Source organism: Parasphingorhabdus sp. W113, assembly GCF_055693205.1.
Genome location: NZ_CM146328.1, coordinates 1,304,759 through 1,330,932, shown reverse-complemented (window position 1 = coordinate 1,330,932; position 26,174 = coordinate 1,304,759). Strand labels below are relative to the sequence as shown.

The 26,174-nt window shown below is 50.9% G+C and carries 28 protein-coding genes and 1 pseudogene; 11 read left to right on the top strand and 18 right to left on the bottom strand.

The genetic code is table 11. The features are described 5' to 3' along the window. Window positions 1–26: 26 nt before the first annotated feature. From ACZ1GS_RS06305 to ACZ1GS_RS06240, 14 genes and pseudogenes are all read right to left on the bottom strand, one after another. Entirely contained in the window at window positions 27–2,834 is a 2,808-nt protein-coding gene (locus ACZ1GS_RS06305; RefSeq protein WP_472697636.1) for a winged helix-turn-helix domain-containing protein, read from the bottom strand. A gap of 2 nt (window positions 2,835–2,836) precedes the next feature. Further along, a complete protein-coding gene (locus ACZ1GS_RS06300; RefSeq protein WP_472697635.1) occupies window positions 2,837–3,322 on the bottom strand; it encodes a hypothetical protein in 486 nt (161 codons plus the stop codon). Between the two features lie 453 nt (window positions 3,323–3,775). Further along, entirely contained in the window at window positions 3,776–4,471 is a 696-nt protein-coding gene (locus tag ACZ1GS_RS06295; protein ID WP_472697634.1) for an OmpW/AlkL family protein, read from the bottom strand. A gap of 508 nt (window positions 4,472–4,979) precedes the next feature. Beyond that, window positions 4,980–5,144, bottom strand: a complete 165-nt coding sequence (locus ACZ1GS_RS06290; RefSeq protein WP_472698077.1) for a helix-turn-helix transcriptional regulator — start codon at window positions 5,142–5,144, stop codon at window positions 4,980–4,982. A 97-nt stretch (window positions 5,145–5,241) separates the two neighbouring features. Further along, window positions 5,242–5,889 (bottom strand): CoA transferase subunit B, encoded by a 648-nt coding sequence (locus ACZ1GS_RS06285; protein ID WP_472697633.1) that lies wholly within the window; start codon window positions 5,887–5,889, stop codon window positions 5,242–5,244. Continuing rightward, on the bottom strand, window positions 5,886–6,590 hold the full coding sequence (locus ACZ1GS_RS06280; protein ID WP_472697632.1) for a CoA transferase subunit A: 705 nt from the start codon (window positions 6,588–6,590) through the stop codon (window positions 5,886–5,888). The genes ACZ1GS_RS06285 and ACZ1GS_RS06280 overlap by 4 nt, the downstream gene beginning before the upstream one ends. Before the next feature lies 1 nt (window position 6,591). After that, complete coding sequence (locus tag ACZ1GS_RS06275) at window positions 6,592–7,602, bottom strand: fumarylacetoacetate hydrolase family protein (RefSeq protein ID WP_472697631.1); 1,011 nt, start codon at window positions 7,600–7,602, stop codon at window positions 6,592–6,594. 115 nt (window positions 7,603–7,717) lie between these two features. Continuing rightward, window positions 7,718–8,278: a VOC family protein gene (locus ACZ1GS_RS06270; RefSeq protein ID WP_472697630.1), complete on the bottom strand. Its 561-nt coding sequence runs from the start codon at window positions 8,276–8,278 to the stop codon at window positions 7,718–7,720. A 23-nt stretch (window positions 8,279–8,301) separates the two neighbouring features. Continuing rightward, window positions 8,302–8,508, bottom strand: coding sequence for a DUF2783 domain-containing protein (locus ACZ1GS_RS06265; RefSeq protein ID WP_472697629.1), 207 nt, complete (start codon window positions 8,506–8,508; stop codon window positions 8,302–8,304). Continuing rightward, window positions 8,495–10,089: pseudogene (locus ACZ1GS_RS06260) on the bottom strand (FAD-dependent oxidoreductase). Before ACZ1GS_RS06260 ends, ACZ1GS_RS06265 begins: the two are co-directional and overlap by 14 nt. A 13-nt stretch (window positions 10,090–10,102) precedes the next feature. Then, window positions 10,103–10,786 (bottom strand): carboxymuconolactone decarboxylase family protein, encoded by a 684-nt coding sequence (locus ACZ1GS_RS06255; RefSeq protein WP_472697628.1) that lies wholly within the window; start codon window positions 10,784–10,786, stop codon window positions 10,103–10,105. Then, window positions 10,707–11,666 (bottom strand): MBL fold metallo-hydrolase, encoded by a 960-nt coding sequence (locus ACZ1GS_RS06250; protein ID WP_472697627.1) that lies wholly within the window; start codon window positions 11,664–11,666, stop codon window positions 10,707–10,709. Before ACZ1GS_RS06250 ends, ACZ1GS_RS06255 begins: the two co-directional genes overlap by 80 nt. A gap of 11 nt (window positions 11,667–11,677) precedes the next feature. Further along, entirely contained in the window at window positions 11,678–14,050 is a 2,373-nt protein-coding gene (locus ACZ1GS_RS06245; RefSeq protein ID WP_472697626.1) for a TonB-dependent receptor, read from the bottom strand. A 193-nt stretch (window positions 14,051–14,243) separates the two neighbouring features. Further along, window positions 14,244–15,209, bottom strand: coding sequence for an AraC-like ligand-binding domain-containing protein (locus tag ACZ1GS_RS06240; protein WP_472697625.1), 966 nt, complete (start codon window positions 15,207–15,209; stop codon window positions 14,244–14,246). Window positions 15,210–15,377: 168 nt separating this feature from the next. On the opposite strand from ACZ1GS_RS06240, the gene ACZ1GS_RS06235 reads away from it, so the two are divergent. The 4 genes from ACZ1GS_RS06235 (at window position 15,378) to ACZ1GS_RS06220 (ending at window position 19,027) form a co-directional block, all read left to right on the top strand. Next, window positions 15,378–16,415: a carbon-nitrogen hydrolase family protein gene (locus ACZ1GS_RS06235; RefSeq protein WP_472697624.1), complete on the top strand. Its 1,038-nt coding sequence runs from the start codon at window positions 15,378–15,380 to the stop codon at window positions 16,413–16,415. A 32-nt stretch (window positions 16,416–16,447) separates the two neighbouring features. Continuing rightward, complete coding sequence (locus ACZ1GS_RS06230; protein WP_472697623.1) at window positions 16,448–17,455, top strand: phenylacetaldoxime dehydratase family protein; 1,008 nt, start codon at window positions 16,448–16,450, stop codon at window positions 17,453–17,455. A 109-nt stretch (window positions 17,456–17,564) separates the two neighbouring features. Next, complete coding sequence (locus ACZ1GS_RS06225; protein WP_472697622.1) at window positions 17,565–18,074, top strand: SDR family oxidoreductase; 510 nt, start codon at window positions 17,565–17,567, stop codon at window positions 18,072–18,074. 272 nt (window positions 18,075–18,346) lie between these two features. After that, complete coding sequence (locus ACZ1GS_RS06220; protein ID WP_472697621.1) at window positions 18,347–19,027, top strand: SDR family NAD(P)-dependent oxidoreductase; 681 nt, start codon at window positions 18,347–18,349, stop codon at window positions 19,025–19,027. 162 nt (window positions 19,028–19,189) lie between these two features. On the opposite strand, the gene ACZ1GS_RS06215 is transcribed toward ACZ1GS_RS06220, so the two are convergent. Beyond that, window positions 19,190–19,726 (bottom strand): pyridoxamine 5'-phosphate oxidase family protein, encoded by a 537-nt coding sequence (locus ACZ1GS_RS06215; protein ID WP_472697620.1) that lies wholly within the window; start codon window positions 19,724–19,726, stop codon window positions 19,190–19,192. A gap of 400 nt (window positions 19,727–20,126) precedes the next feature. Next, window positions 20,127–20,735 (bottom strand): TetR/AcrR family transcriptional regulator, encoded by a 609-nt coding sequence (locus tag ACZ1GS_RS06210; protein WP_472697619.1) that lies wholly within the window; start codon window positions 20,733–20,735, stop codon window positions 20,127–20,129. Between the two features lie 75 nt (window positions 20,736–20,810). Between ACZ1GS_RS06210 and ACZ1GS_RS06205 the strand changes: the two genes are divergently transcribed. Genes ACZ1GS_RS06205 through ACZ1GS_RS06195 form a run of 3 tightly spaced genes read left to right on the top strand, consistent with a single transcriptional unit; the run spans window position 20,811 to window position 22,258 of the window. After that, window positions 20,811–21,344 carry a peroxiredoxin-like family protein gene (locus ACZ1GS_RS06205; protein WP_472697618.1) on the top strand — a complete coding sequence of 178 codons (534 nt, stop codon included), beginning with the start codon at window positions 20,811–20,813 and terminating at the stop codon, window positions 21,342–21,344. Between the two features lie 51 nt (window positions 21,345–21,395). Then, window positions 21,396–21,869 carry a YybH family protein gene (locus tag ACZ1GS_RS06200; protein WP_472697617.1) on the top strand — a complete coding sequence of 158 codons (474 nt, stop codon included), beginning with the start codon at window positions 21,396–21,398 and terminating at the stop codon, window positions 21,867–21,869. Continuing rightward, window positions 21,866–22,258, top strand: a complete 393-nt coding sequence (locus ACZ1GS_RS06195; protein ID WP_472697616.1) for a hypothetical protein — start codon at window positions 21,866–21,868, stop codon at window positions 22,256–22,258. The genes ACZ1GS_RS06200 and ACZ1GS_RS06195 overlap by 4 nt, the downstream gene beginning before the upstream one ends. Window positions 22,259–22,332: 74 nt before the next feature. On the opposite strand, the gene ACZ1GS_RS06190 is transcribed toward ACZ1GS_RS06195, so the two are convergent. Beyond that, the gene (locus tag ACZ1GS_RS06190; RefSeq protein WP_472697615.1) at window positions 22,333–22,731 is read right to left on the bottom strand and encodes an ACT domain-containing protein; all 399 of its coding nucleotides are present in this window, start codon (window positions 22,729–22,731) and stop codon (window positions 22,333–22,335) included. Window positions 22,732–22,767: 36 nt separating this feature from the next. Beyond that, window positions 22,768–23,670, bottom strand: a complete 903-nt coding sequence (locus ACZ1GS_RS06185) for a LysR substrate-binding domain-containing protein (protein ID WP_472697614.1) — start codon at window positions 23,668–23,670, stop codon at window positions 22,768–22,770. A gap of 95 nt (window positions 23,671–23,765) precedes the next feature. Here ACZ1GS_RS06185 and ACZ1GS_RS06180 point away from each other — a divergent pair, with 95 nt between their 5' ends. The 4 genes from ACZ1GS_RS06180 (at window position 23,766) to ACZ1GS_RS06165 (ending at window position 26,115) form a co-directional block, all read left to right on the top strand. After that, window positions 23,766–24,071, top strand: a complete 306-nt coding sequence (locus ACZ1GS_RS06180) for a hypothetical protein (RefSeq protein ID WP_472697613.1) — start codon at window positions 23,766–23,768, stop codon at window positions 24,069–24,071. Window positions 24,072–24,081: 10 nt separating this feature from the next. After that, the gene (locus ACZ1GS_RS06175) at window positions 24,082–24,468 is read left to right on the top strand and encodes a YybH family protein (RefSeq protein WP_472697612.1); all 387 of its coding nucleotides are present in this window, start codon (window positions 24,082–24,084) and stop codon (window positions 24,466–24,468) included. Window positions 24,469–24,534: 66 nt separating this feature from the next. Continuing rightward, entirely contained in the window at window positions 24,535–24,969 is a 435-nt protein-coding gene (locus ACZ1GS_RS06170; protein ID WP_472697611.1) for a hypothetical protein, read from the top strand. A gap of 201 nt (window positions 24,970–25,170) precedes the next feature. Beyond that, entirely contained in the window at window positions 25,171–26,115 is a 945-nt protein-coding gene (locus ACZ1GS_RS06165; RefSeq protein ID WP_472697610.1) for a pyridoxamine 5'-phosphate oxidase family protein, read from the top strand. Window positions 26,116–26,174 lie beyond the last annotated feature (59 nt).

Below are 26,174 nucleotides of genomic sequence, written 5' to 3'. Positions count from 1 at the left end.
ACACAGCCATTCGACAGACAGTAAATTTAGGAGATAATATTCAAACGTCTTGCACAAGCAATTGCAGCAGTGCGGTTATTGACACCCAATTTTTCGTAAACATTGTGGAGATGCCATTTCACCGTAGGGACAGAAATAAGGAGTGTTTCCGCCAATTGATCATTGGACAAGCCTACTGCCAGCAGGTCCAGGATCTCCATTTCTCTTTTTGTAAGCTTGTCCAAAATTATGCCATTTTCATGCGGAAGGATATCCTGCCCTTCGATATGAATGTCGACATTAAGCAATGTCAGGAGTTGACATTCAAATTCAAATGTTTCGACTAGATAACCTAGCTGGACTCCCGAGCGTTGCTTTACAATAATCGTAAGCATCTGCGCGGTAACTTTAGGACACTCAAGGAACGGAGCAGCAAACTGCTCTGGGGCGGCGAGTTCCGTAGCAGTTGCCAATGCACGAAGTGCCTCATTTTCCCTTTCTAACATCCACAATGTAGTCGCCTTTAGAACGGTCATTTCGATTATTAACCGACCACGCTTTTGTATCTTGGCCCGGGCTATCAAATCACTCAATATAGATAGAGCTTTGCCATATTTTTGTTGTCCGATAAGCAACCTTGCCCTTATTTGTTTCTGCAATGTCTGAGAAACTTCACGGTCAAAGCTGGCCTCCATGGGATTCTTGTCACCGACAAACCCCCATCGCTGACTTACGGCCAGTGCATCGTCCACATCGCCATCATTCAACAGGAGTTTGATTTCTTCAGCTGCCAGAAAAAGCGAGATGCGAGGAGTTTCAGATTTCAGGCCATATTCCTGTCCAGATCGCAATGCTTTTATCGCCTTCTCTCTTTCTCCGAGCGCGGACAATATCCGTGCTTCTGTCCTATGCAGAATTAATCGTGGTTCCATCGAACCAATGGTAGAAACAAACGCCGGACACTCACCGAGACTGGCCTTGGCCGCATCTATCTCTCCTCGATCACACAAGACTTCAGCAAATAAAATGGATATCAAACTGTTCGCATGGGATTGGCTGCCCATGAATCTTGAAGCACGTACTTTGCCAAGCTCGAGATGTTCCTCAGCCTTTCTGAGACAGCCCATTTTAACACAAATGATGGCACTGATCCAATCCGACCAAACAATCGCATAGTCGGCATCAGCTTGCAGACCAAAACGTCTGGCTTTTTCAGCAGCCTCTAACCCTTTCGTAAAATCTAGATTGGCGATGCAACTATAGGCCAGCGAATTGAACAGTGCTGCAATTTGAAAGTCGCTGGCACTGGTCCACTTTGCCAGAGCTGCTTGGGTAAATTCCGAGGCCTTTTCAGACATATCTGCGCTTGCATAGGAAATCGATTCAATTACATCGGTCAAACACAAAGCACTGACCAGCTCATCTTCAGTAAGCTTCCAATTTCGATTGGAATTTGAATGCAACTGGGCTCTGATCCGTTGCGCAATTTCTTTCGCCTCTCCCCCTGGCCGGGTAAACATTAGCGACCATGCATAATTTAGTTCGATCAATGGATGATGATCACGATAAGCATTCGGCAATCGTCGAATCCAATCCAAAATAGTTCTGTGATCACCGTAATGTTGCGCTACCTGCAGTCCCTTCACCGCAATAAGGTCTGCGGCTTCTGGATATCGCCGCGCGGAAAGTAGATACTGCACTGCCTCGGTGTTTAATCCCTGAGATTGAAACCAGTCGCTAGCCTGGCCACATATTGCCTGATATCGATCGTGACCTTCCCGGTTAAGTTGAGCAATCAAAAATTCCGAGAATAAGTGATGGTATCGAAACCAGTTTCCAGCGGCATCTAACGGAATCAAAAACAAGTTGTTATTTTGCAAATATTCAAGTGTTTCACCAGCATTTGATTGGCCACTTAGAACCTCGCAGACGGACCTATTCATGCGTGCAAGAGGAGCTGTTTTCAGTAGAAACACCTTTACTTCTTCGGGTTGCTTCCGAAACACACTTTCCATCAAAAAACTTGTCAGATTTTGATCTGTTCCGGAAAAATCGCTGACCAGTTCGGAAGTTCCCTTCGGCTCTCGATTGAGAGCCAAAGCAGCAAGTTGCAATCCAGCTGCCCAACCCTCGGTTGTCAACGTTAGCGATTGGATTTCTTCACGGTCCAGCTCCAGCTTGTTGATCTCACTCAACATTGAAGCAGACTCCTCAAAAGTGAAATTTAAGCTGGATTGATCAATTTCTATCAGGGTACCAGTGATCTTACGTTTGCTGAGCGACAACGGAACGTGAGATCGGCTTGAGATGATCAGATTGACGGTGTCTGGAAGAGCGGCAATAAATTTATCCATCCCTTCGAGAATTGATGTGTTCGAAATATTCTGAAAGTCATCCAGAAAAATATAGGCGGGGCAAGCTAGGTTACTTATATCTTCCGAAATCGTCCGAAAAATTTTGTCTGGCCTTTCAACATATTCGGTGTCGATCATGTGGAATGCCCGCTCTCCCAAGTTAGTAGCCAATGCAGACAGACCGGCAGTAAAATATGAGAGATATGCCGAAAGATCGTCATCCTCTTTGTCAAGACTGATCCAACAAGATGGAATGTTTGCTAAGGATATTTTTTGATATAGTTGCCCCATCAATATCGATTTTCCGGATCCGGCTGATCCGGTTATCGTGACAACATTTGCCGAATTTTCTAAATTCAGGATTTTTTTAGTCAAACGATGCCTATCGACACTATTTAATCCAGGACTAAACGGCGTCAACTTCGTCTTTATTAGGCCAAAACTACGCTTGTTAGCGTCAAGCATTTGCACAGATTGGGTCAACGATTCTCCTTTTTCCAATTTTACCCCTCGCTGTGAACTTTCGGCAGCCCCCTAAACATCACGATAACAATAGCGATGAGCAACAAGGCGCCAACAAAAGCAGGAGTAAAGGCCAGTATGCCAGCCCAGTTTGCTTCACCCAAACTATTGTCTCCAAGAGACAATCCTCGATTTGGCGCAAAGACCCCAAATATGTAGAACGATGCGTTACCCCAAATAGTGACCACGGTTCCAACAGCGACAAACTTTCTGGCACTGTTTGAAAGTTCCAATTTTGGGAGCAGAAAAGCAAACAATATCGCCATCAATCCGTTCATAATATTTCCAACATGAACAGCCTTCCAAGCTGCAGGTGTACCGGGTATTTTATAGTCCAAATTTAAAGGTATCGGAGACAGTGAGATAACTCCCAAAATACTGAAGATCAGCAAGAAGCCGCCGATCAAACCAATCAAGCAGACAATCAATCCATGTTGAAGCATTAGCCTTTGATAATAGTCTATCATTTACATTCTCCGGATATTTTCCATTTTTTCCCACTGTTGATAGCAACGGACGGTGTATTGCTGGACATCTAAAACAAATTGCCTCGTCTTATATCTATGGCATCTTTGATCGGTGGTACACAAAGCTATTTCGCAAGCGCGAGATTGGCAATCAACTCAGGAAATGGGAAGCAACCTTCTTTCCCAATTTCCTCCAAAATCCAAGATACCTTGCTCCGGCCTTCAATTTGGCGCAGCAATGATAACTATATTGCCGTCACAATCTCACGATAGTTACCGAATGCGATCTTTAACGGGTTTTGTGACATCAATGCCCAGCCTTTTTTCGAGCCCTCAATATAATTGCCAACGATGACATCAACGTCACAATGTTAACTCGGCAAAACATCGCACTCTGCTTTGGCGACAGTGAGCGCTTTTGCCACTACACCGGAACTTATCGGTCAGATACAGTCAAAATTTACGACCAATGGTAAGTGCGAAAATAAAGGGATTGATTTTCACATTGTTGATATCAACGTTCCCAATATTCGAGGTTCCCACAACAACATCCGTTTTTGCATCAACGTACCAGACAGCTGCGTTTAAGAGCCATTTATCGTTGATCATCACATCTGCACCTGCCTGAAAAGCGACGCCTATTGAATCATCGACATCCAATGTAGAAGGTCCTGCCGCACTGTTATTTAGTGCATCACTTGCCTCACCGTCAAAAAATAGCGTGTAGTTAAGCCCCACACCAACATAAGGTTGAAATTTCGAAGCAGGATCGAGAGGGTAATATTGCAATGAAATGACTTCAGGAAGATATTTAGAAGATCCGATGCTTGGGCTTCCGGTGACAAGTGGCACACCGCCCGACAGCTCGGCGTCGACTGTAAACGGCAGAGCCAATGTTCCCTCGATCCCAAAATGATCGGCAATCATAAATGTTACCGTTGCTGCGGGTTGAATATCACTTGATAACTTGCTGACCCTTGAATCAGGAAGTGGCGGCGCAGCGATAGTGATGGCGTCACTGGTTTCTTTGCTCGGCACTACTGCCGCACCTCCCAGCCGAACAATAACGTCTCCCGCTTCATGCGCACTAGCTACATCAGTCATCATGAACAAAAGTGCCAACACACCAATAGTCTTTTTGATGATCATTATGTTCCTTTCCCTCCCTATCGGCTTTGATTGCCGCAATTCCCGCGATCGGATTGTTGACGATAAAAATAAGCATCTTTGCTAAGCAATCCCCAATCTAAAGGATGGGTTTTGGGATTTTCTTGTGCATTAACTGGATACAAGCTGTCGAGAAGTGACTTTTTTATCCTGTTGATAATATTAATCGTCCTGTTGGCACGATCGAACCAGAACGGATCCACATCTCAGTGTCCAGCTCCAGATCATTTGGCTTAAAGAGCGTGGTATAGCATTGCATCTTCAAAGTGCTCTGCATTGAAAAATCCAGATACAGCAATCGATCTTTATAAAGGTAGATTGAGCGCAATGGATTTGCATTGGCTAAAATAGTCCTGACTATTAAGACACGGCGGTTCGGCTCGCTGGCGGAGAGACGACAAAAGAAATATGCTCGAAACTATTGGTGTTAAAGCAAGGTTTTTGTCACGGACAGCGCGAGAACGAGCTCGAAAACTGCGTTGCCAATTCTCTAAGATCCGTCGTCTTTGGAAATATTCAAATTGGATGATATCCATTTGTCCAAATCACTTTCGAGCCATCTAACCGAATTATTCCCTATCGAATGCGGTCTTGGAAACATCCCTTCATCCATCCAGCGATAGATCGTAGAACGCCCCAGCCCAACCCGGTGCATGACTTCTTTCAAACGGATCAACCGCTGGACGGGGTGATCCTCTCTTTCCATTATGTCAGACTCAGGCATGTCCAAAGCGGATATCAGAAGTCTTTCATCAAGAGCGTGTTTCTATTACATAAGCTGCCGTAGTCTTCACGGCGACTTCTTCGGCTGTCACACCGGGTGCCAATTCGATCAGATTGAAAGGGTTGTCATGGTCCTTGCGGTGAAACACACACAGGTCGGTGATGATCATATCAACCACATTGGTGCCGGTCAGTGGCAGGGTGCACTCGGGTATGAATTTCGGAGAACCATCTTTGGCGCAGTGATCCATTGCGACGATGATCTTCTTTACGCCCGCGACGAGATCCATCGCTCCACCCATGCCCTTGATCATCTTTCCGGGTATCATCCAGTTGGCGATATCGCCATTTTCAGCCACTTCCATGGCCCCCAGGACGGTTAGGTCGATATGCCCTCCGCGGATCATCGCAAAGCTGTCTGCACTGCCAAAATAGCTGGAGCTATCTAGCTCGCTAATCGTCTGTTTGCCCGCGTTGATCAAGTCAGCATCGATTTCATCCTCATAGGGAAAGGGTCCGATACCCAGCATGCCGTTTTCGGACTGCAGCGTAACTTCGACACCATCCGGAATATGATTGGCAACCAATGTAGGAATGCCAATACCCAGATTGACATAATATCCGTCTTCCAGTTCCATCGCCGCACGCGACGCCATTTGATTGCGGGTCCAGCTCATGCGGCTTTCTCCCGCGTCATCCGGAATTCGATTTTCTTGTCATAGAGTGATCCGTCGATTAGGCGTTTCACATATATGCTCGGTAGATGGATGGCATCGGGATCAAGCTCGCCAACCTCGACAATCTCTTCCACTTCAGCAACGCAGATTTTCCCTGCCGTTGCCATCGGCGCGTTGAAATTGCGAGCGGTCTTGCGGAATATGAGGTTGCCGGCCTTGTCCGCTTTCCAACCCTTGATCAGACACAGATCGGCATAAATGCCGCGCTCGAGGATATAGTCTTCTCCATCGAACTGTTTGACCTCTTTGCCCTCGGCCACCTGTGTGCCGACGCCTGTCTTGGTATAGAATCCAGGAATGCCGGCACCGCCAGCGCGGCATCTTTCGGCCAGCGTGCCTTGTGGACAGAATTCCACTTCCAGCTCGCCTGACAGGAACTGCCTTTCAAATTCCCTATTCTCTCCGACATAGGAGGAGATCATTTTCTTCACCTGTTTGGAGCGAAGCAGCTTGCCCAGGCCTTCGTTGTCGATGCCTGCATTGTTGGAGGCAATGGTCAGGTCCTTGACGCCGCTATCCTGCAGCGCATCGATCAACCGTTCGGGAATGCCGCACAGGCCAAAGCCGCCCACGCACAAATGCATGCCGTCGAACAGGAAACCTTCCAGCGCGCTGCTGGCATCGGGATAAATTTTCTTCATGCTAAACCGCAACCACTTCCTGCTTGATCGCACCAAAGATCGAATGGCCGTCTACATCCAGCATCTGGATTTTTACTGTATCGCCCGCTGACATGAACGGTGTTTTCGGCTCGCCATGGTTGATCGTCTCGATCATCTGGATTTCGGCAATGCAGCTGTAGCCTAGCCCGCCTTCGCTGCAGGGCTTGCCGGGGCCGCCGTCTGCGTCCTGATTGGACACGGTACCTGATCCGATGATCGAGCCAGCGCAAAGTGGGCGGGTTTTAGCTGCATGGGAAACGAGCTTTGCCAGAGAGAACGTCGCATCGACACCGGCATTGGCGCGGCCAAAGGGTTCGCGATTATAGTCCACCATCAATGACAAGTGGATGACATTGTCTTTCCACGCATCGCCCAATTCATCCGGTGTTACGCATACCGGAGAGAAAGCAGATGGCGGTTTGGACTGGAAGAAGCCAAAGCCCTTGGCGAGTTCTCCTGGAATCAGGCCGCGTAGCGACACATCGTTCACCAGCATGATCAGTTTGATATGATCGGCAGCCTCTTCTTCGCTGATACCCATCGGAACATCGCCTGTGATGACCGCAACTTCACCTTCCATATCACAACCCCATTTGGGATCGCCGAGCGGGATATCATCGCGGGGGCCGAGGAAAGCATCGCTGCCGCCCTGATACATCAAAGGGTCGCTGTAAAAACTCTCCGGCACTTCTGCTCCGCGCGCTTTGCGGACAAGTTCGACATGATTGATATAAGCGCTGCCATCGGCCCATTGATAGGCGCGGGGAAGCGGGGAGTGGGCGTCATTTTCATGGAACCGTTCACAGGGAACAGCCTGATGCTCAACATCGTGGTAAAGTGCCTCCAGCTTTAGCGCGCAATTGTCCCAATCGTCGAGAGCTGCCTGCAAAGTCGGCGCGATGTTTTCAGCACCGCAACAACGGGTTAAGTCTTTGGAAACAACGACCAGACGGCCATCGCGGGTGTCATTTTTCAGGGTGGCGAGTTTCATTTGTGATCTTTCATTCTTTCGTGTTCCTGCAAAAGCAGGAACCCATCTCGGGTCCTATCGTCAGGACGCGATGACGGGAGATGGCCCCCTGCCTTCGTAGGGGAACAGCAAAATATCAATTTCCATGTTCTTGACGCGCAATTTCATGCAGCCAGTCGGCATGGCGCGGTGCCTTCTTGGTCTGGCTCCATTCCTCCAGCATTGGTTCAGCAACGCGCTTGAGTTCGGCATATTGCTCGTCCGTACCAATATCGGCAGCCAGTTCCAGCCGGTGGCCGCTGGGATCAAAGAAATAGATTGATTTGAAGATGCCATGGTGCGTCGGGCCCAGCACCTCAATACCTTCACCCTCAATATGCACCTTGGCGGCGAGCAACTCTTCCTCACTAGCAACGCGCAGCGCCATATGCTGCACCCATTCCGGTGTGTTGGGGTCTTTGCCCATCTCAGGCTGTTCGGGAAGCTCGAAAAAGGCGATCACGTTGCCATTCCCGGCATCCAGAAAGATATGCATATAGGGTTCATATTCGCCGGTCGAAGGCACATGATCCTCGGCAAAGGCGGTCGTATAGTCCATGCCCAATACCCGGCGATACCATTCCACCGTCTCCTTCGCATCCCGACAGCGATAGGCAGCGTGATGAATGCCGGAGAGATTGGGGGCCTGGATGATCATAAAGGGTCTCCTGTACTGCCTGTTCAGACAGCTTGTTTTGCGCCATTTGCGGCGATGGTGATAGCTTGCTGAATGATGTCCGGATCGCCAATGTGATTGGCGAGCAACAGGATCAGCTTGGCATTGACTTTCATGCCTTCCACATCGTCCAGGCCGTCATGCATATCGATAAACTGTTGATACATGTCGTCGGGGATGGCGACATTGGGTGCAGTGTTAAGCATCGTCATGATCTGCAATTCCTTTCGCACGTTTTATGGAGTCCAAAATGCCCTTTTTGCCTGGATTGTGCCAACGCGCTGCAACATACTGATCAGGGCGGAAAAGATAGGCGCTGCCGAGCGGCATCGCATAGCGATTGGCTGCGCTGCCATCATCGCCGATGCTTTGCAGGTCTATCTGCTTAACGCCATCAACTGCGATATCGAGGCCATTGGTCATCAGCACAAATTTGTCGCCCAGATGATCAAGCAACCAACCCCCTCCCATGCTGGCATCAAGCGCCGGATATCCTGGCGCCACGCCGCCTTGCCAATCGTCACAATCCTGTGTGTTCAAAATACTATCGGGATAACCCACCGCGGTTGACAGACGCCCGCTATTCACAAAGGGGCGCGCAAAGTCATGATCGGCGGCCAGTTCCAGTACCGCATCGCGAAAGGCAATACTCATGTTGCTTTTCGGAGTCATGAAATCGGTCGAGCGCGTTGAATTCAGGATATTCTCGTCCGCAGTTTCAATCGCTTCATAATTATAGCTGTCGATCAGTGCCAAGGAAGCGTCACCGCTGAGTACGGTATCCAGCTTCCAGCCGAGATTGTCGATATCGGCCACCCCGCCATTGCAACCGCGCGCTCCAAAGGGGAAACCAGATGCGCGCTGTCCCCAGCAAATATTACGCGGTCATGCACAAAATGACGCATCCGGCGGCACTGGAATGTATAGACACTATACCATTCCTCCTCGAACTCAACGTCGTCGCCGAGCATATCTCGCACAAAGGGTTCGACATTTTCTGGCTTGGTACAGGCCTCGCGATCAATATCCCAACCAAGCTGGAAATCCAACCGCCACACATCATCGGGTTGCTTGTGAAGCAGAGCCGACTGGCCACGATTAAACGGTGGATCGAACCAAAACCAGCGCTCCGAAGGCCGCTGCTCCTTGAACTTCACATCGGCAATCAGGAAGTTGTCTTCAAAAACGCGACCTTCAAAATCAAGGCCAAGCATATTCCGGATCGGCGATTTGTTGCCATCACAGGCGATCACCCACTTGGCGTCAATCTTGTAGTCACCATCGATCGTTTCCACCTCAATCCGCGCACCATCGTCGTGCTGCTCCAGTGCGCTGGCTTTGTGTCCCCAACGAATGTCAACATTGTCATATTGCTGCAGTGCTTCGAACAGAATCTCTTCAACATGATATTGCTGCAGATTGATGAAACCGGGGTTTTTCTGGCCTTTTACCGGCAGCATATCAAATTGATAAAGCGGATCTTTGCTGTCACCGCAAAACACTTTGCCAACGTTCCAGATCACACCCTTGTCGATCATTTGGTCTGCAACACCCAGTCGGCTCCAGATATCAAGCGTGCGCTTGGCAAAACAGATAGCCTTGGACCCACCGGAAATGAAATCCAGCTGGTTGATCAGCGTCACCTTGCGCCCGCGTCGACCCAGGTCCAGCGCGAGAGTTAGGCCAACCGGACCACCGCCAACGATCAGAACTTCTGCCTGTTCGTTCCGGTTCGATGGCAGGGCTGATGCACCGATGTCTCGCCAGACTGGAATGGTGGATTGAATTGCCATTGCAGGTTCCGTGCTATGTCGCAGCATGTTTTCCGGCTGACCAGTCATATTCCGCCAGAATCCGCTCGGTTCGTTCTGCCGGAAGATGCTCCAAGCCGGTCGCCATCGTGTCATTCCACCGGTTTAGGAAACCGAACAGCGAAATTGATGCCACGATTTCGACAATTTCGCTTTCACTAAAATGTTCAGCAAGCCGGTCAAAATCTTCCTGGATTGCTTGATTGGGAACCTGTGCTGCCTTGAAAGCCAGGTTCAGTGCAGCTTTTTCCGCATCGCTGAAATGAGCTGACGTTTCAAATTCCAAAATGTCAGCGATCTTTTCATCCGGCGCATTGTAGATATGCGACAGGTTGGTCATATGCGACTGGCAGTACAGGCATCCAGAGGCAAAGGATGTCGCGAGGCTGATCATCATCTTGAGTTGCTCGGAAACCGTACCTTCATACAGCACAGCCTGATTCAGTTGCATAAACGCTTTTACAATATCAGGCCGCCGCGCCATGGTACGAATTGAATTGGGCGTAAACCCGCGCGTTTCCGCATAATGGGCAAAACGTTCAATGATGAACCGATCATCAATTTCATTATCTTCCAAGGGTCGTAAATATGCCATAGCGCTAATCCTGCAACTGGTCCCAGACCTCGCGGTCGCGTTCCATGGTCCAGATGCGCGGCCAGTCGGTACCTTCCAACTCATCCCAAAGACGCTGAACGTTAAAGGGAAGGCAATGTTCAAAGATCGGCCAATGCCCGAATTTGGGCGCCAGCGCCTCATGTGTCGCCAGGAAGGCATCTTTCAATGTACCACCCGATTTATGGGCTGCGCCGACATTTTCGATCATGCCGTTTAGAAATTCTCGAGTCTGTTCCACCGCTGCGTCACAGGCTTCATGGCCCAGTGCGACTGCGCCCCGGCCGCCAACGAGCTTCTCTGCGCGAAATGCTTTGATCGCGTCCAAGGTGTTGCTCGCCCAGTCCATATGGAAGGCGTCACCGGTATAGAGTGCTGCCTGCGCCTCGACCAAATCACCGGCAAACAAAGTCTTTGATTTATCATGCCAGACCGCGATGTCGCCAGCGGTATGACCGCGGCCACAGAATTGTAAATCTAGATGACCGCGGCCCCCTCCAAGCTCGATGGTCATATGGTCGTTGAAGGTAAGATTGGGTCGCGTAAGTCCGGGAATCTCATCAGGATCTTTAAACAGGCGCGGCATCCGCCCATATTCGCTATCCCAATCTTCTTTTCCGCGTTCTTCGATTAGTTTCAATGTTGTATCAGAAGTAATTATTGTCTCCGCCTCAAAGGCACTCGCACCCAACACCCGAACCGCATGATAATGCGTGAGCACCAGATGTTTCACAGGCTTATCCGTGTGCTCACGAAGTTTGACCAGCCAGTCACGTGCAGCCGCCGGGGTGGCGCGCGCTTCTATGCATACCAGGAAGTCCTCTCCCTCAATCGCGCCGACATTGGGATCACCCTCTGCGGTCAGGGCATAGACGCCGTCGTCCAGAACCTCGAGCGTTTCGGTTTTTTCATCAAGGTCTGCAGAAGATGCAAAAGGTTTTGCCATGTCGGTTGCCTTTAATATTTGAAGCGGAGCGATACACCCCACTCGCGCGGTTCATTGAAATTGGCTTCATGGAAACCAATGCCAAAGTTGGAATCGCCGCTGACAATGTAGCGCCGGTTGGTGAGGTTTTTGACAAACACCGTTGTCGAGAGCCCGCTGTCCTCATCATGCAGGCCAATTGATCCGTTGATCAGATGTACACTGGGTTGCCGCAGGAAGATCGAGTTCACGGCATCGTTTTCGATAGTGCTGGTGTAAGACCAGTCTGCACGGGTCCGAATCTCGGCGGAATCGGTGACTGGAATGGTGAGCTGGGCATAGGCACTCAGCGACCATTCGGGCGTATTCGGCAGCGCACTGGACAATTGCACTTGGTTATCGACAGCGACTAGAGGGTTGAGCGGCGTGACCGTCTGATATTCCGCATCCGTATAGCCTGCGGAAAACCCGAGCTCCAGTTCGTCGATTGGCAGTGCTGTTGCTTCCAGTTCAAAACCCCAGATATCAGCAGTACCGGCGTTGCGGGTCAGGGGCGCGCCGCTATCGTAAACGACCAGCTGGATATTGTCATAATCCGACATGTACACCGCTCCGTTGAGGCGCAGGCGCCGGTCAAGGCCTTCCCATTTGACGCCCGCCTCATAAGTCGTCAATTCTTCCGGTGCGAAAGATTGTACTGCAGGAACAGGGATCAGGTAGCGGGTGTTGAAACCGCCACTTTTGAAGCCTTCCGAATAGCTTACATAAAATAGCGTGCCGTCGTAAAGCTTGTAGTCGATCACACCTTTGAAGGATACGTTGTCAAATTTCTGACTGACGGTTCCGGCTGGAAAAAATGGTGTGAAGGTACCCGCAGGTCCAAAAACGGCTGCCGGCCCATTTTGAATAGCACCACCGTTGACCGGAACAGTATAGCTTTTTTCGTCTTCCGTATAACGTACCCCGCCAGTCACCGAGAGCCGATCGGTGACGCTGAACGTACCCTGCGCATAGGCTGCATAGCTCTTGTTGCTGACTGAGGCGAAATTGTTCACATTGCCAAAAAGGAAAGGCAAGGTAACAGTCAGATTATCATTGCCATTCTCATCAAAATAATAGGCTCCGAGGGCAAATTTCAGCCGATCATCGATCACTGAGCCAGTAAGTTGTAATTCCTGGCTGAACTGGTCTTGTGAATAGTCAAAATTGTTCGTGTGCGTCAGCGCAACAGGAGAATTGTCGGCATCACGCGCGAAGGAACCACTGGTTTCGCGATAGGCTGTAATCGATTTCAGTTCACCAAATCCGACATCAAGTGCCAAAGTCAAAGCGACACCCCAGATATCCAGTTCTGTCCCATTGGGGCCGGTTGCCAAGGTTGAATCCAGATCAGGAAGGATGAACCTCTGATCAAACACGCCCGTCGGCCCTACATTTTGCAGAAAGGTCAGCGTAGGCGGGCCTGGCGGAATAGCAGTATTGGTTGTTATGACCCCTCCGGTTGCCCGATCAAACCGGAAATCGGTTCGTGTTGGCGATCCCGGTGCAGCAATAGAAATACCGACCAGTTTGCTGGCCGCGTTTTGTTCGTCGACATGGGTATAGTCTGCCGACACAGTGGCGAGCAGATTTGGTCCCAGATCGGCTTCGATTGTGCCGCGGATCGAGAAACGATCCGTATCACCCAATTGCCGGCCATCGATCAGGCCATCAACATAACCATCCTGTGTCTTGTAGGAGCCAACAAACTTGGTTCTGACGCTATCAGAAAGAGGAGCATCCAGCGCCAGAAATCCGCCAAACCCGCTTCGACTGGTTATGGTTGCTTCGGCTTTGACCTCTAAAACATCAGATGGCCGTTTGGAAATCAGGCTGATGGCACCGCCGATCGTGTTGCGTCCGAACAATGTTCCCTGCGGACCTCGAAGCACCTCAACTCTCTCGAGATCAAGAACGTCTAGCACACCGCCAACGGAGCGGGAGATATAAACCCCGTCGACATATGTTCCGACGCCTGGATCCGTAGTCAGTTGAAAATCAGTTTGGCCAACGCCGCGAATGAAAACGATAGCGCCAGATGACACACCAGATACTGGTGCGGTCGTATCAAACACCAGATTGGGTGTGATTTGTTGCAAGTTGGAGATGTTTTCAGCACCCTGCGCTTCAAGAGACTCGCCCGACACTGCGGTAATGGCAATTGGTGTATCCTGGAGGCCTTCTGCGCGTTTCTGCGCGGTCACAACGATTACATCAAGACCGCCTTGGTCGTTCTGGGCGGTTCCATCTTGCGCGAATGCCGGGTTGATTGTTAGCGCGAGGGCTGTCGCCGCTACGCCCGCACGCAAAGCAGCATTCTTGAATGAAACGCCTTTCTTCAACGGATAGTTTTTATGGTGTGTCAATACAGCCTCCCTGGTGATCACTGCGGTCTAAGCAGTCTCTTCAGCGTCAGTCTGTAGGGGATGATTTTGAAGCATTATTGCATGCAGAGGCACCAGTGTTTGTCTGATCCGGTATGAGTGGAATTTATCGGAACGGAATGCATCAATTGCACTCCAAGAAGAAATGCACCGTCAAATTCATCTGCAGATTATATCAGTGTCGTGAAGTTGAGATGCGCGTTTCCCGCGGTGTTTGCTCAAAGCGCTTCTTGAATGCGCGGCTGAAATGAGCCGTGTCCTTGAAGCCCCAGTCATAGGCAATCGAAGTTATGGAACGGTGCCCGAGCAGCGGGTCCTGAAGATCCTGCCGGGCCTGCTCCAGCCGGCGCTGCCAGATCCATTCCGAAACGCCATGCCCTTTGTTCTGAAACAATTTCCGTAGGTAACGCTCGGAAATGCCATTGGCTTCCGCAACCTTTTCACAGGTCAAAGAGGGATCGCTGAGCGAATCTTCAATATATTGCAAGATGCGCCGAATGGTTAGTTCCTGGCTTTCTGAAACCAATTCGCTGCGAATGCCCTTTTGACTGGCCAATGCATTGGCCATCAGGTCCAACGTGCTGGCTTGTGCCTGACCAAGGCTTTCCTGATCGAGATGGCCAAGCTGGCTCGCGGTCTGGGTGATCAGCATGGAGGCCAGCCGCCCAACACCCACTTTCCCGGAAACACCCACGGCGGTCAAATTATCCACATCAAAGAGTCGGGCAGCAATCTGGTCGCGCGGAACCTGCATTACTAATTGTTCAAACTCGTCATCAAAGATCAATTCATAGGGACGCGTCACATCATATAGGGCAAAATCCCCGGGATCGAGCATCGCTTCGCGGCCATCCTGAATCAACATGCCCCGGCCCCTGACCTGGAGACTCAGCAGATAATTCTCTTCATTGGATCGTGCAATCCTCGCTCGATCGCGTACTACATGGTGGGATGTTGAGCGGACATGGGAGTATTTGGTATCATTGACCAACTGGCTTTCGATCTGTCCGAAAAAATCTTGCTTTTTGGTAGTTTCGCAAGCCAGTTCAACAAAAGTCTCGCAGACCAGATCACGCCAATAGGGAACCCGATGCGTCGACGGCACCGAATCCGTGTTTATGACGGTTAAACCCTGCTCCATTCCTCAAAACTGGAGCAGAACCGGCTGATTGTCACCAAAAAAATGGGTCCATGCCGTCTGAGGCAATTTGTGATGCCCATCAGGGCAAAGCCATTTTCGTGAGGCTGGTAACAGGAAAGATAGAGATTTCTGGAGCAAATTTCCCATAGGGGATCAAGGAGAGAGCACATGTCCACCACCGCCTATAAAGTAGCCTGCGTGCAAGCTGCACCGGAATATTTTGATATGGAGGCCGGTGTTGCCAAGACGGTAAAGCTCATTGAGGAAGCGGCTCAGACCGGTGCCAAGCTAATCGCCTTTCCAGAATGCTGGATTCCGGGATACCCATGGTGGGCATGGCTCGATGCGGCAGCAGTGGGCATGCAATTTGTCCCGCGCCATTTCAACAATTGCATGACTGCCGACAGTCCCGAAGTGCAGCGAATTGCCAAAGCTGCATTGGACAATGCGATATATGTTGTGCTTGGATACAGCGAAAAAAAGGATGGCAGTCTCTATATTGCGCAACTGCACATTGATCCGTGGACACAAACGATTACACCGCGCCGCAAATTGAAGGCAACGCATACCGAGCGGACCATTTTCGGCGAAGGCGATGGCAGTGACTATTTTGTTCGGGATACCGAATTGGGCCGTGTCGGCTCGCTATGCTGCTGGGAACATATTAACCCGCTCAACAAATTTGCCATGTATTCACAAAATGAACAGGTGCATATTGGTGCCTGGCCTGGATTTTCACTTTATGCTGGCAAAGCCTATGCGCTGGGAGCAGAATTGAATACCGCCGTTAGCCAGGTTTATGCCGCTGAAGGGCAATGTTTCGTGCTGGCAGCAACCGCCGTTGTAACACCGGAAATTCAGGAAATGATTTGCAATAATGATTTCAAAAAGGAGCTTTTGCCACTGGGCGGAGGAACCTCACGGATTTTTGGCCCGGACGGGAGCTCTATCGCAGAGCCTCTGGCTGCGAACGAGGAGGGAATCATTTATGCAGATATTGACCTCGATATGATCAGCCTTGCCAAAGCGGCGGCAGATCCTTCCGGTCACTATTCTCGCCCCGATGTCTTCCGTCTTGTCGCCAATAAGGAGCGCCGCTCCAGTGTCGAACAGTTGGGTTCGCTGGAAAATAGCGAGCCTCGTGTAATATCGTTTGACGAGTTCATAGATAGCGAAAAAGAGATGAACATCGAAGCTGCTGAATGAACTGGCCCGATAGATCATAAAGGGAGAGCAAAGTGCCAAAACAAATGCCCGAAAATTGGGAGCCACCAGTAGACGCTTGGCAAAGCGCCTTTGATGAAGGCATCAAGGAAGTGGTTTTTGCTTATGTCGGAACGCAGCGATCAACAGGCACTCCCGCTTGTGATTTCGAAGATGAGTTTCACGCAGCCGTTGCAGGCACATCGGCGCCATCCTTTGTGACGCGCGCGCGATATGTCGATGCTTCTGGCTATCAAAACGATATCTTCATCGCCTATTGGCCCGGACAAGATGCATTTGATTCCTGGTGGCAGGCCTCGGGCTTTAAAACCTGGTGGGATGACGATCAACGCGAAAGCGGAGCGCATGGTTTCTGGCGCGAGATATTCACTGTACCAACCAGACGGTTTGAAACACTTTTTTCCTCACAGAATCCAACAGGTGTGGCTCGCCTGGGCAACGAATTTGGGGAACCGGTTCGCGAACATAATTATTGGGGCGGAATGCGGGACCGGGTTCCCGATTCAAAGCAAGATGACTTTGCCAGCACGATCGGTGACAAACTGCCGGATGCAAAACTGGCTTCATCACGCGGTCTGCGAGTAAGTGCGACCTTGCCTAGCAACCTTTGCCTGATCCGCTCGGGTCAGAATTGGAGCGCTTGTTCCGATGAAGAACTCGAGACTTATCTGGACGTTGTCAAACCCAAACTCACCGCCGGTATGGCCTATCTGCGCGATAATCCAGAAGATTCAGGTTGCGCTTCGTGCCGGTTGATGGACGAAACAGCGCTCGATGGCAGCCATGCCGCACAAAGTTTTGGCCTCGCCATGTTCATGTCAATGGCGCATCTGGAAAACTGGTCCAAAAATCATCCCACCCACCTCGCCATCTTTGGCAATTTCTTCAAAATGGTCGAGAAACATGAAGGACAACTTGATTTGAAACTATGGCATGAAGTGCTGATTGTTAATGGTGACAAAAGCATATGCGAGTATGTCAACTGCCATCCAAATACCGGACTTTTGCCCTATTTCGCTTGAGAGTTCGAAGAGGCCGCCCCCCCCCCTCCCCGAGCAAAAGGATCAACTAGATGACACAACGTCTGAAGAACAAACCGCATTCATTACGGTTGGTCATCTTGATATCGTAATGGCCAGCGTCGGCATAGCGGCTCATGGTCAATCCCCAGATATCAGCGCATCTGATTTCGATCAAGTTTTCGATGTAAATGTCAAGGGAGCCTTCTTTACGGTCCAGTATGCTCTGTCATTGCTGCGTGAAGGAAGCTCGGTTATTCTTGTTTCATCTTCGTTAAATGGAATAGGTATGGAAGGGTTTTCCGTCTACAACGCATCCAAGGCCGCAATTCGTTCTTTGGCTCGCAATTTAACTCTTGATCTAACAAAGATTGGGGGGCGTATCAATGTCCTCAGTCCAGGGCCAGTAAAAACAGAAGTGCTGGAAAAGGCTGGTAAGACAGAGCGGCAGATTGAAACACAATATGCGATATTTGATGAAGTGTTGGCGGCTGGCCGCGCTGGCCGGCCCGAAGAGATGGCAAAGGCAGCCCTCTTCCTTGCCTCCGATGACTCATCATATATGTACGGTGCCGAAATTCAGGCAGATTGCGGGATGAACCAAACGCGCTGGCCCAAATAGGTGGCTTTGAACGGCAGGCAGCAAGCAGTTTGAGCATCCGGTATTATCGATTTATCTTGATTCGTTGCAGGATCGGCACTGTCTCATTTTGGCATTAACGGACAATCAATTGCTCGATAACTCGTGAAAGCCAAAAACTGCTCCTCGCCGTTTTCGTCAAATTCTAGAGAGTCATCGCACGCCGTGTATATGCTTGCAGTTCCGGGCTCGGTGCCTACATAACCGCAATCTGTCTATCGATGGCTGACGGGGAACAATAAAGGGAGCATGAAATGTCAGAGGGACGATTAAGCAATAAGCGAATACTGGTGACCCAAGCGAACGACTATATGGGGCCGCCGACAATCAAATTGTTTCGTGAAGAGGGCGCGGAGGTCATTGCCGATGATCGCGATCTGACCCAGCCCGGAGCGGCGGAAGCGCTAATCGAAGAAACAGGGCATATTGATGTTCTCGTCGCCAATCTCGCAGCGGATGCCAAATTAGGGGTCCTGGCTGTGGACACTGATGATACTGTCTGGAATCAGGCTTTCGACATAATGGTCCATCCGCTGCACCGTCTGTGCCGTGCTCTTCTGCCTAAAATGTATCAGCGCCAAGCCGGAAAAATTGTGGTCTATGGCAGTGCGACCGGCGTGAAGGCCCTTGAAGGCGTGACCGCCTATGCAGCGGCGCGCTCTGCTCAAGTCGGATATGTTCGCAATGCCGGAGCAGAAGCGGCAAGGCACAATGTGCAAATCAATTTGATCGCTCAAAATTTTGTTGAGAACCCCGCTTATTTTTCACCTGAGTTTGTGGAAACCGAACCTTTCAAACAATTGCTTCAATCCGTTCCAATCGGACGTCTGGCGACCGGCGAGGAAGATGCCAAATTTGCGCTATTCCTTGCATCTGATGAAAGCGATTTCTTTGTAGGTCAGTCAATTCCATTCAGTGGTGGTTGGGCGCAATGATCGAGAAAATAACTTCAAACGCATAGCTGTTCCGCTGTTGACGGCGGCCCGACGTACAACCTACCCGAGCACCGCCGCGTCTGGAGCATCTCGAAAGCAGACACAGAAGATTGACTGATAACCTCATACTCACTTTTCAACATGGTCAGAATCAAGACTACCTTAATAGCGCTTCCATTGATTTCGAACTTCCACCTCAGAAGCATCTCGATCATATACAAGTGAAGAAATCTGACGTACATGTTCGACTGTCATGACAATTATCGACTGTATGGGCGAAATAGCACCTTTGGAGCGAAGAAATTTTGTAAGACGATTAAATTCGTCATCACTTGTGTAAACAACACAAGTTCCCTTGAAACGATATCCTTTCCGCAAGTTTCGATCAACGACGTTCAACTCGGCAATTGATTGAAAACCAAGATTTTTTATAGACTCAGGCGACCTCACTTCACCGATGACTATCCGTCTATCATCTGGAATAAAAGCAAGACCCTTGGGTGAGAGGTTTGGTGACCTGTCTGGACACACAGTTGCCAGAAACGCCAATCGCTGATCAGCGACAAAGTCTTTCATTGCTATTGTAAGTTTTGGCATATCTGCCACAATATAGCATTTTTTCTCGAGTATCACTTGCTCTCTGGCAATTCCGCCAAAATGGCATTGACCAGATAAAGTTGAACACTGTTGGCGGAACACGAATTTCCAATGACCACTTTTGCGCTTCTGGCGGAGATTGGTGACTATTAGATATGAGACTTTAGACCATCTTCTGACAGCGAACGCGACGGTTGAGGCGTACAATTGCAGACCCCTGAAAAGGCGTATGCTGACAAGCTAGCAGTGACGCTTGATCGCCGACTGATGGGCTCCGACAACGTTTGCAGCACGCCTAAAGCTACGTGGCTCGGCGGCCGCTATGGCGTAGCGGAGATGTTTCAGCTCAACGACCATCCTACTTTTCCGTTCACTCCTAAACTTGTGTAATCATTAGTTTCGCAGCAATGATAGTCTCGCTTTACCTGCGACCATGGTCCGTTTGCTCATATGTTATTTCGGGCATAAGTGGCCGCTTTAGTTTTGCTGACCAGTTACCAGGTCAGATCAGTACCATCGCTACACGATCATCAATGTCGTTCATCAAATCGTCTGCAGACCAACCTGCTCGTCCGCGAAAAACATAACCCTGCCGCATGTCGAAAAGCAGTCTGGCCCGGGCCTTCGAGGGAAAATCTGCGCGGAGGCCGCCGGTCTGCTTCTCTTTGTCAAATCGCGCTGCAAGCCGATCATCCGTATCCGTGATCGCCTTTTCCATGCGTTCCGCTACACCTTCGACTTCACCAACGGTGGTCGACACGCACGAGGCGAGAAAGCAACCCTTTGCGCCGCCGTCAGACATGGTGGAATAGGTAATCACTGCTGTCAGAAAATCCCGCACGGCTTTCTCAATGTCTGGCTCACTTTCAAAAGCAACGATGGGAGCACAGGCATCCACGTCCGCATATCGGTCAATTGTCTGTAGGTAGAGCTCGCGCTTGTCTCCAAAGGCCGAATAAAGGCTCGGTCCACTGATCCCCATCACTGTCGTGAGATCACGCATGGATGTGCCGTCATACCCTTTTGTCCAAAAGGCATTCATAGCCGCCAGCAGGGCTTCGTCTTTGTCGAAGGTTCTGGGACGTCCCATTTTTTTTGTAACGTTCGTCATATATCTATTGACCTCACCCCTAGAGTTGGCATAAGTGATATATAGAACGATCATTATAGAAAAGAAAGCCCTCTGATGCCGACCCCTAAGCCCGAACCAGGACAGCCGTTTCCCGCCATTTCCGTACCCGCTCTGAACGGTGGGGAGGTCGATCTTTCTGAGACAAAGGGACCAGACGGCTGGAAGCTTGTGGTCGTGTATCGCGGAAAACACTGCCCGGTCTGCACAACCTATTTGCGGGGTCTGAATGAAATTGTCGCCCCACTGGAAGAGCTTGGTGTCACCGTGGTTGCGGTTTCGGCGGACAGTGCGACGCGGGCCGCGGACCAGATGGGGGAGGTCGCGCCCAGCTACGAGGTTGGCTATGATCTTTCCGTCGAGCAGATGAAGGCCCTTGGTCTCTACATCTCGTCGCCCCGGCTGGGTATGGATGCGGAAAGGCCCTTCGCCGAGCCTGGCCTTTTTCTGGTCGACACCGATGGCAATCTGAAAATGCTCGACATCTCTAATGTCCCTTTCGCGCGCCCGGATCTGAACGCTGTTCTGCGGGGCATCGGCTTCATGCGCTCGATCACCGGCGAATTCCCGGCCAACGGCTCATACGCCTGATCATTCCAGTTGTCTCATTTGCTGAACTCTCACAACATCGAAGGAAAAACCGTGCTAAAATTTAAAACCCTGTCTGCATCGGTCGCTGCTCTGTTGATTGCAGCCGCGCCTGTCGCTGCTCAAGACATCGACGCGGATACCAGCGCCAGCCTTGTCGCGTTCAACGATGCCTTCAACGCCCATGCCAAGGCGTTGGACGTCGAGGGGATGATGTCGCTCTACCATGAAGGCGCCTTGTGGATTGCGCCTGCGACGCCACCTGCCGAAGGCCGCGACGGCGTTCCGCGCCAGACGTTCACATTCCTTGTCGAAAACGACGGCGAAATCACGCATACGATCGAACATCTCTTCGTCTCTGATGACGGCACTCAAGCCGTCATGATTGGAGAGGCCGAAGGTGCCGTGGAAAGCAAGGGGGTCGCATTCAAAGGGACCTATCACTTCACGCTGGTTCGCGATGATGCAGCGGACAATTGGGAGATCGTGGCCGATATGTTCAACCAATACCCGTTGGAGGCAGAGTGATGGTTCCTTTGTCGCCCCACAGCCCCCAAGCGGTTGAAGTGAAAGCTGCGCTTGATGAGCTGATAGGCTCTGCCACCGCCAGCGAATTCGATATTCTCGAGCGTATCTACCACGACGACATGCGCATCTACATGTGTGGCGCCGATGGCGAGGTGCAAACCAATGACAAGCCCGGCTTCATAAAGCATGTCACGGAAACAACGCAAGCTGCGGTCGCACCGAATATCTGGGCCAAGTACCATTTGGTGGAAGCCAATGAATCGCAGGGCCATGTGGTGATCAGCCGGAAGGTCAATCTTACGGGAACCGAGCAGATCGTGACGCTAAGCATTGATTTTGTCCACGAGGACGGTCGCTGGCAGATCACGCGGGAAGTCATCCGCGTTTAGAACTCGCTCAGCGTGGGACCGGATTCAGGTCGCCGACATGAAGACTATGAAAGCCAAAGCGGATTGTTCGCAAATCAGAACGAATTTCGAAGTCCTGTTAGGACAGCTATAGCATCTTGTTCCCGGCCGTTAGGAACGAATAAATGATCGTGGAAAAAGCCAGACACAGGATTTACACCCATATCATGCTTCGCAAGTTCAGATGCAATCCGCGCCATAAACCCAACGGCTTCCAATGAGGAATGAATATTCAGTGTTATCATGCGGCACGGAAATTCAAAGGGTAAGGAAAGGGTCTCGGCTTCTGACTTTAACAGGATAAGAGTTGTTCCCTCAGCCTCTTGGAACATCATCCGTGGCGCGATGTTAAGTGGCTGCTTATCTGTTGGAACGGTGACAAAGACGTAGACCCCATCAATGAGCACAAATGAAAGTGACCTCATCAGTTCGTCCAGGTCTGTTTCGCCTACCATCTGCCCTCCAATCTTTCGCCTTTCGGCCAATGTGCTTTATTGAACGACTGTGGCTTCCTTTGCCATGTCGACGAAAGCCCTCAACCGCCGCGTCATATGCCGTTTGCTGCTGTAGTTTAGTGAATAGCGTGGCAATGGTGACAAGTGGTCAGCCAGCACCTCTGTTAGATTGCTCGCGGCGATGTAGGGAGCCGCGATCTCAGCATAAACATAAGCAAGTCCTAAACCGCGCTGCGCATAGTTTAACAGCGAACGCATGTCGTTTGCGACCATGCGTGGCTTGGGTTGCATAACGTATGAACCATCTGCCCCGATAAATCCCCATGGGGCGAGTTGATCGCCGGGACCAAAAGCATAGCAGATCGCATCATGGTCAAGAAGGTCTTGCGGGTGTTCGGGTGTCCCTCTCGATCCGAGATAGCTCGCTGCCGCAACAATGCACATCTTGAGCTCTGGACCCACAGGAACCGCATGGGTGTCTGGACCCAGAAGCGTATTCGACCGAATTGCCGCATCAATGCCGGAAGTCAAAAGGTCAACTTTCTTGTCGTCGTAGATCACTTCCACATCGACGTTTGGGTACTTGGCGGCAAAATGTGCAACCAGATCGTCCAGAAAGAACGGACCCGCGCTGTAGGGTGCTGATAGGCGCAATGTGCCTGACACCTGATCTTTTTGGTCGTCGATGTCGCGGATCGCTCCTTCCAAATCAGTGACCGCAGGCAAGCTTTTCTCAAAGAACTGCTCGCCAATCGGCGTCAGAGCGACGGAACGTGTTGACCGCTCGAACAGTCTGACATCCAGCCGGTCTTCGAACCGTTGGACGGCCTCGCTGACCGAGGCTGGGGCCATTTGTAAATGCTCCGCTGCCGAGCGAAAACCGCCACGGCGGGCGTCTTCCACAAAGACCTTTATATCTCCAAAACTGTTTCGACTCATTGTTCTTTATATCGATCACCGTGTTAGGTAAAAGGTGGATTACCCTTACGATCACAGTGGTCTATGTTCTGAGCAAGCTGAAAAACGAGGACACGATGATGGCCGCAATTACAGAGATTTTCGTTCTGAAAATGAAGGACGGCGGGCGTGTCGATGCCGTTCGGGAAGCCGCGCGCAAGGATTTTGTGGCCTTAGATGGCGTGACATCGTGGGAAACGCTGGTGTCCGTCGATCCGTCTCGCCCAACGCTATACACGGATATCTTCACTTTCCCGGATATCGAGACAGCAAAGGCCGTGACGCCCGAATTTACCGCGCGTCCTGCAACCAAAGCCTTTCTGGCCGAGATCGACGAATTAGTCGTCGGCCAATTCTTCACAGCTCATAAACCCAAAACCTAGGAGTAAGACCATGACCGAACGCGAAGAAATTGAAGCTGCAATCAATGAGTGGAACAGCGGCCTGGACGGAGGCGACATTGAGCGGATGGTAGCCTCGTGCCACCCGGACGTCATGACGATAAACGAGCGTCAGCCTGTCACCGTCGGCACCCAAGCCATCCGCGACAAGTACAATCCGCGCATCGCTGCAGCCGAAATCACATCCGGCTATGACATCGAAGACCTGCAGTTTTACGGCGACACCGCAATTGTTTCTGGTCGCTTCTACGGAACGATGAAGATGCGCGATACCGGCGAAGTCAAAAAGCCTGAGGGCCGTTTGGTCCTAGGTTACAAACGGGACGAGACCGGCGCGTGGAAGATGTTCCTCGATATGGACAACAACGGGCCTGAATAACCTCCCGGGCGGTCGCGCCGTTCTGGCGCGGCCAACCCTCCTCAAAATCCAATCGGAGCTGGACAGATGACAACCTTGGAAATCGTCAAAAAAGAGATCGTAGACCTGCATGATTTCTTCACGGAATGGTTCAACGGTACCGCAGATCGTGACCAGCTGGAGCCGCGTTTCCTGTCGCGTCTGCACGAGGATGTATGTTTCATTCCACCAGAAGGTCAGGCGATGACCGGAGCCGTTCTGAAGGAAGGCTTCGGTCGAGGGTACGGATCAAACAAAGATTTCCGTATCCATATCCGCGACGTGGATGTTCGCTATGAGCGCGAGAACCTGGTGTTGGCGACCTACACTGAATGGCAAACCGGCGCGACACTTTCCGCCGAAGCAAACAACGCGCGCATTACCACCGTTCTAATGGAAATGACCTCGCCGGTGACGTGGCTCCACATTCAGGAAACCTGGCTTCCCGAAGCCGTGCGCGCTGCCGGATCGTTTGATTTCTGATCTTGCCGCCCTCCACTCACAAACTGAAAGCGAACACCATGACCAAACGTCTGGCCCACCAACCCCTCGAAATAGCTGATGGCCGAAGGCCAGTCCACCGAAGTCGCCAAGAAGCTGGAAAACGGCGGCGGGGGCTATCTGATCGACTGCCCGAACGGTCCGCCAAACCTCGCGTAATCATACCGGTTTTAGGAGCACCTTATGACGATCAAGCATTTTCATGAAGGCGAATTACGGTTGCAGAGCCAGACCGGAATGCGTTCAAAGATCGACAAAGTAACGCAGATCATGATGCGAGACGCCATGCCAGATCAGCATCGGGACTTTTTTGAGGGACTAGAATACATCTTCCTGGGAACGGTTGATCGAAACGGCCTACCGCATGCCTCCATCTTGACCGGCCCTATGGGATTCTCCGCCTCGCCTGATCCCAAAACGCTGGTGATCCAGACAGGTGAAAGAGGCGATGACGCTGCCTTTGATGGGCTGGCAATCGGAGAGCCGATAGCGGTGCTTGGACTGGATCTTTCCAACCGCCGCCGCAACCGCATGCATGGCCAAATATCTGCGTTGGACGACAGCGCAATCACGATCACTGTGGTGCAAAGCTACGGGAATTGCCCGAAATACATCAGTCTGCGGGAAGTGTCTGAACGCGGGCATTCGCCCTCGATGAATAGTGTCGATGAGCATGACGCGCTTGCTGCTGAAGATGCTGCGCTCATTCAGGCTACCGATACGTTCTTTATTGCATCCTATGTAAAGGATGGCTCCGGTGCTCCTTACGAGGGTGTGGACGTTAATCATCGGGGCGGCAAACCAGGCTTTGTATCGGTCGACAGCCCGTCACAGATCACCATTCCTGACTACAAGGGCAATTACCTCTTCAACACATTTGGTAATCTGCTTCTCAATCCAGATGCGGGGTTGCTGTTTGTGGAGTTCGAAACGGGAGACCAGTTGCATATTCTGGGTCGTGCATCTCTCATCGAAGACGCAGCGCGCGTTGCAGAGTTTCCCGGGGCACAGCGTCTTCTTCGAGTGCAAATAAACACTGTTAGACGGCAAACTGCTGCGACATCGCTGAGATGGCGCTTTGTCGAAACCTCACCATACAGCCCCGATATCTCGCAAAAAAAGGACTGATTCGATGGCGCTAAACATTCTTGCCTATGGCGCAAACGGTACGCAGATGGCCGCAGGAA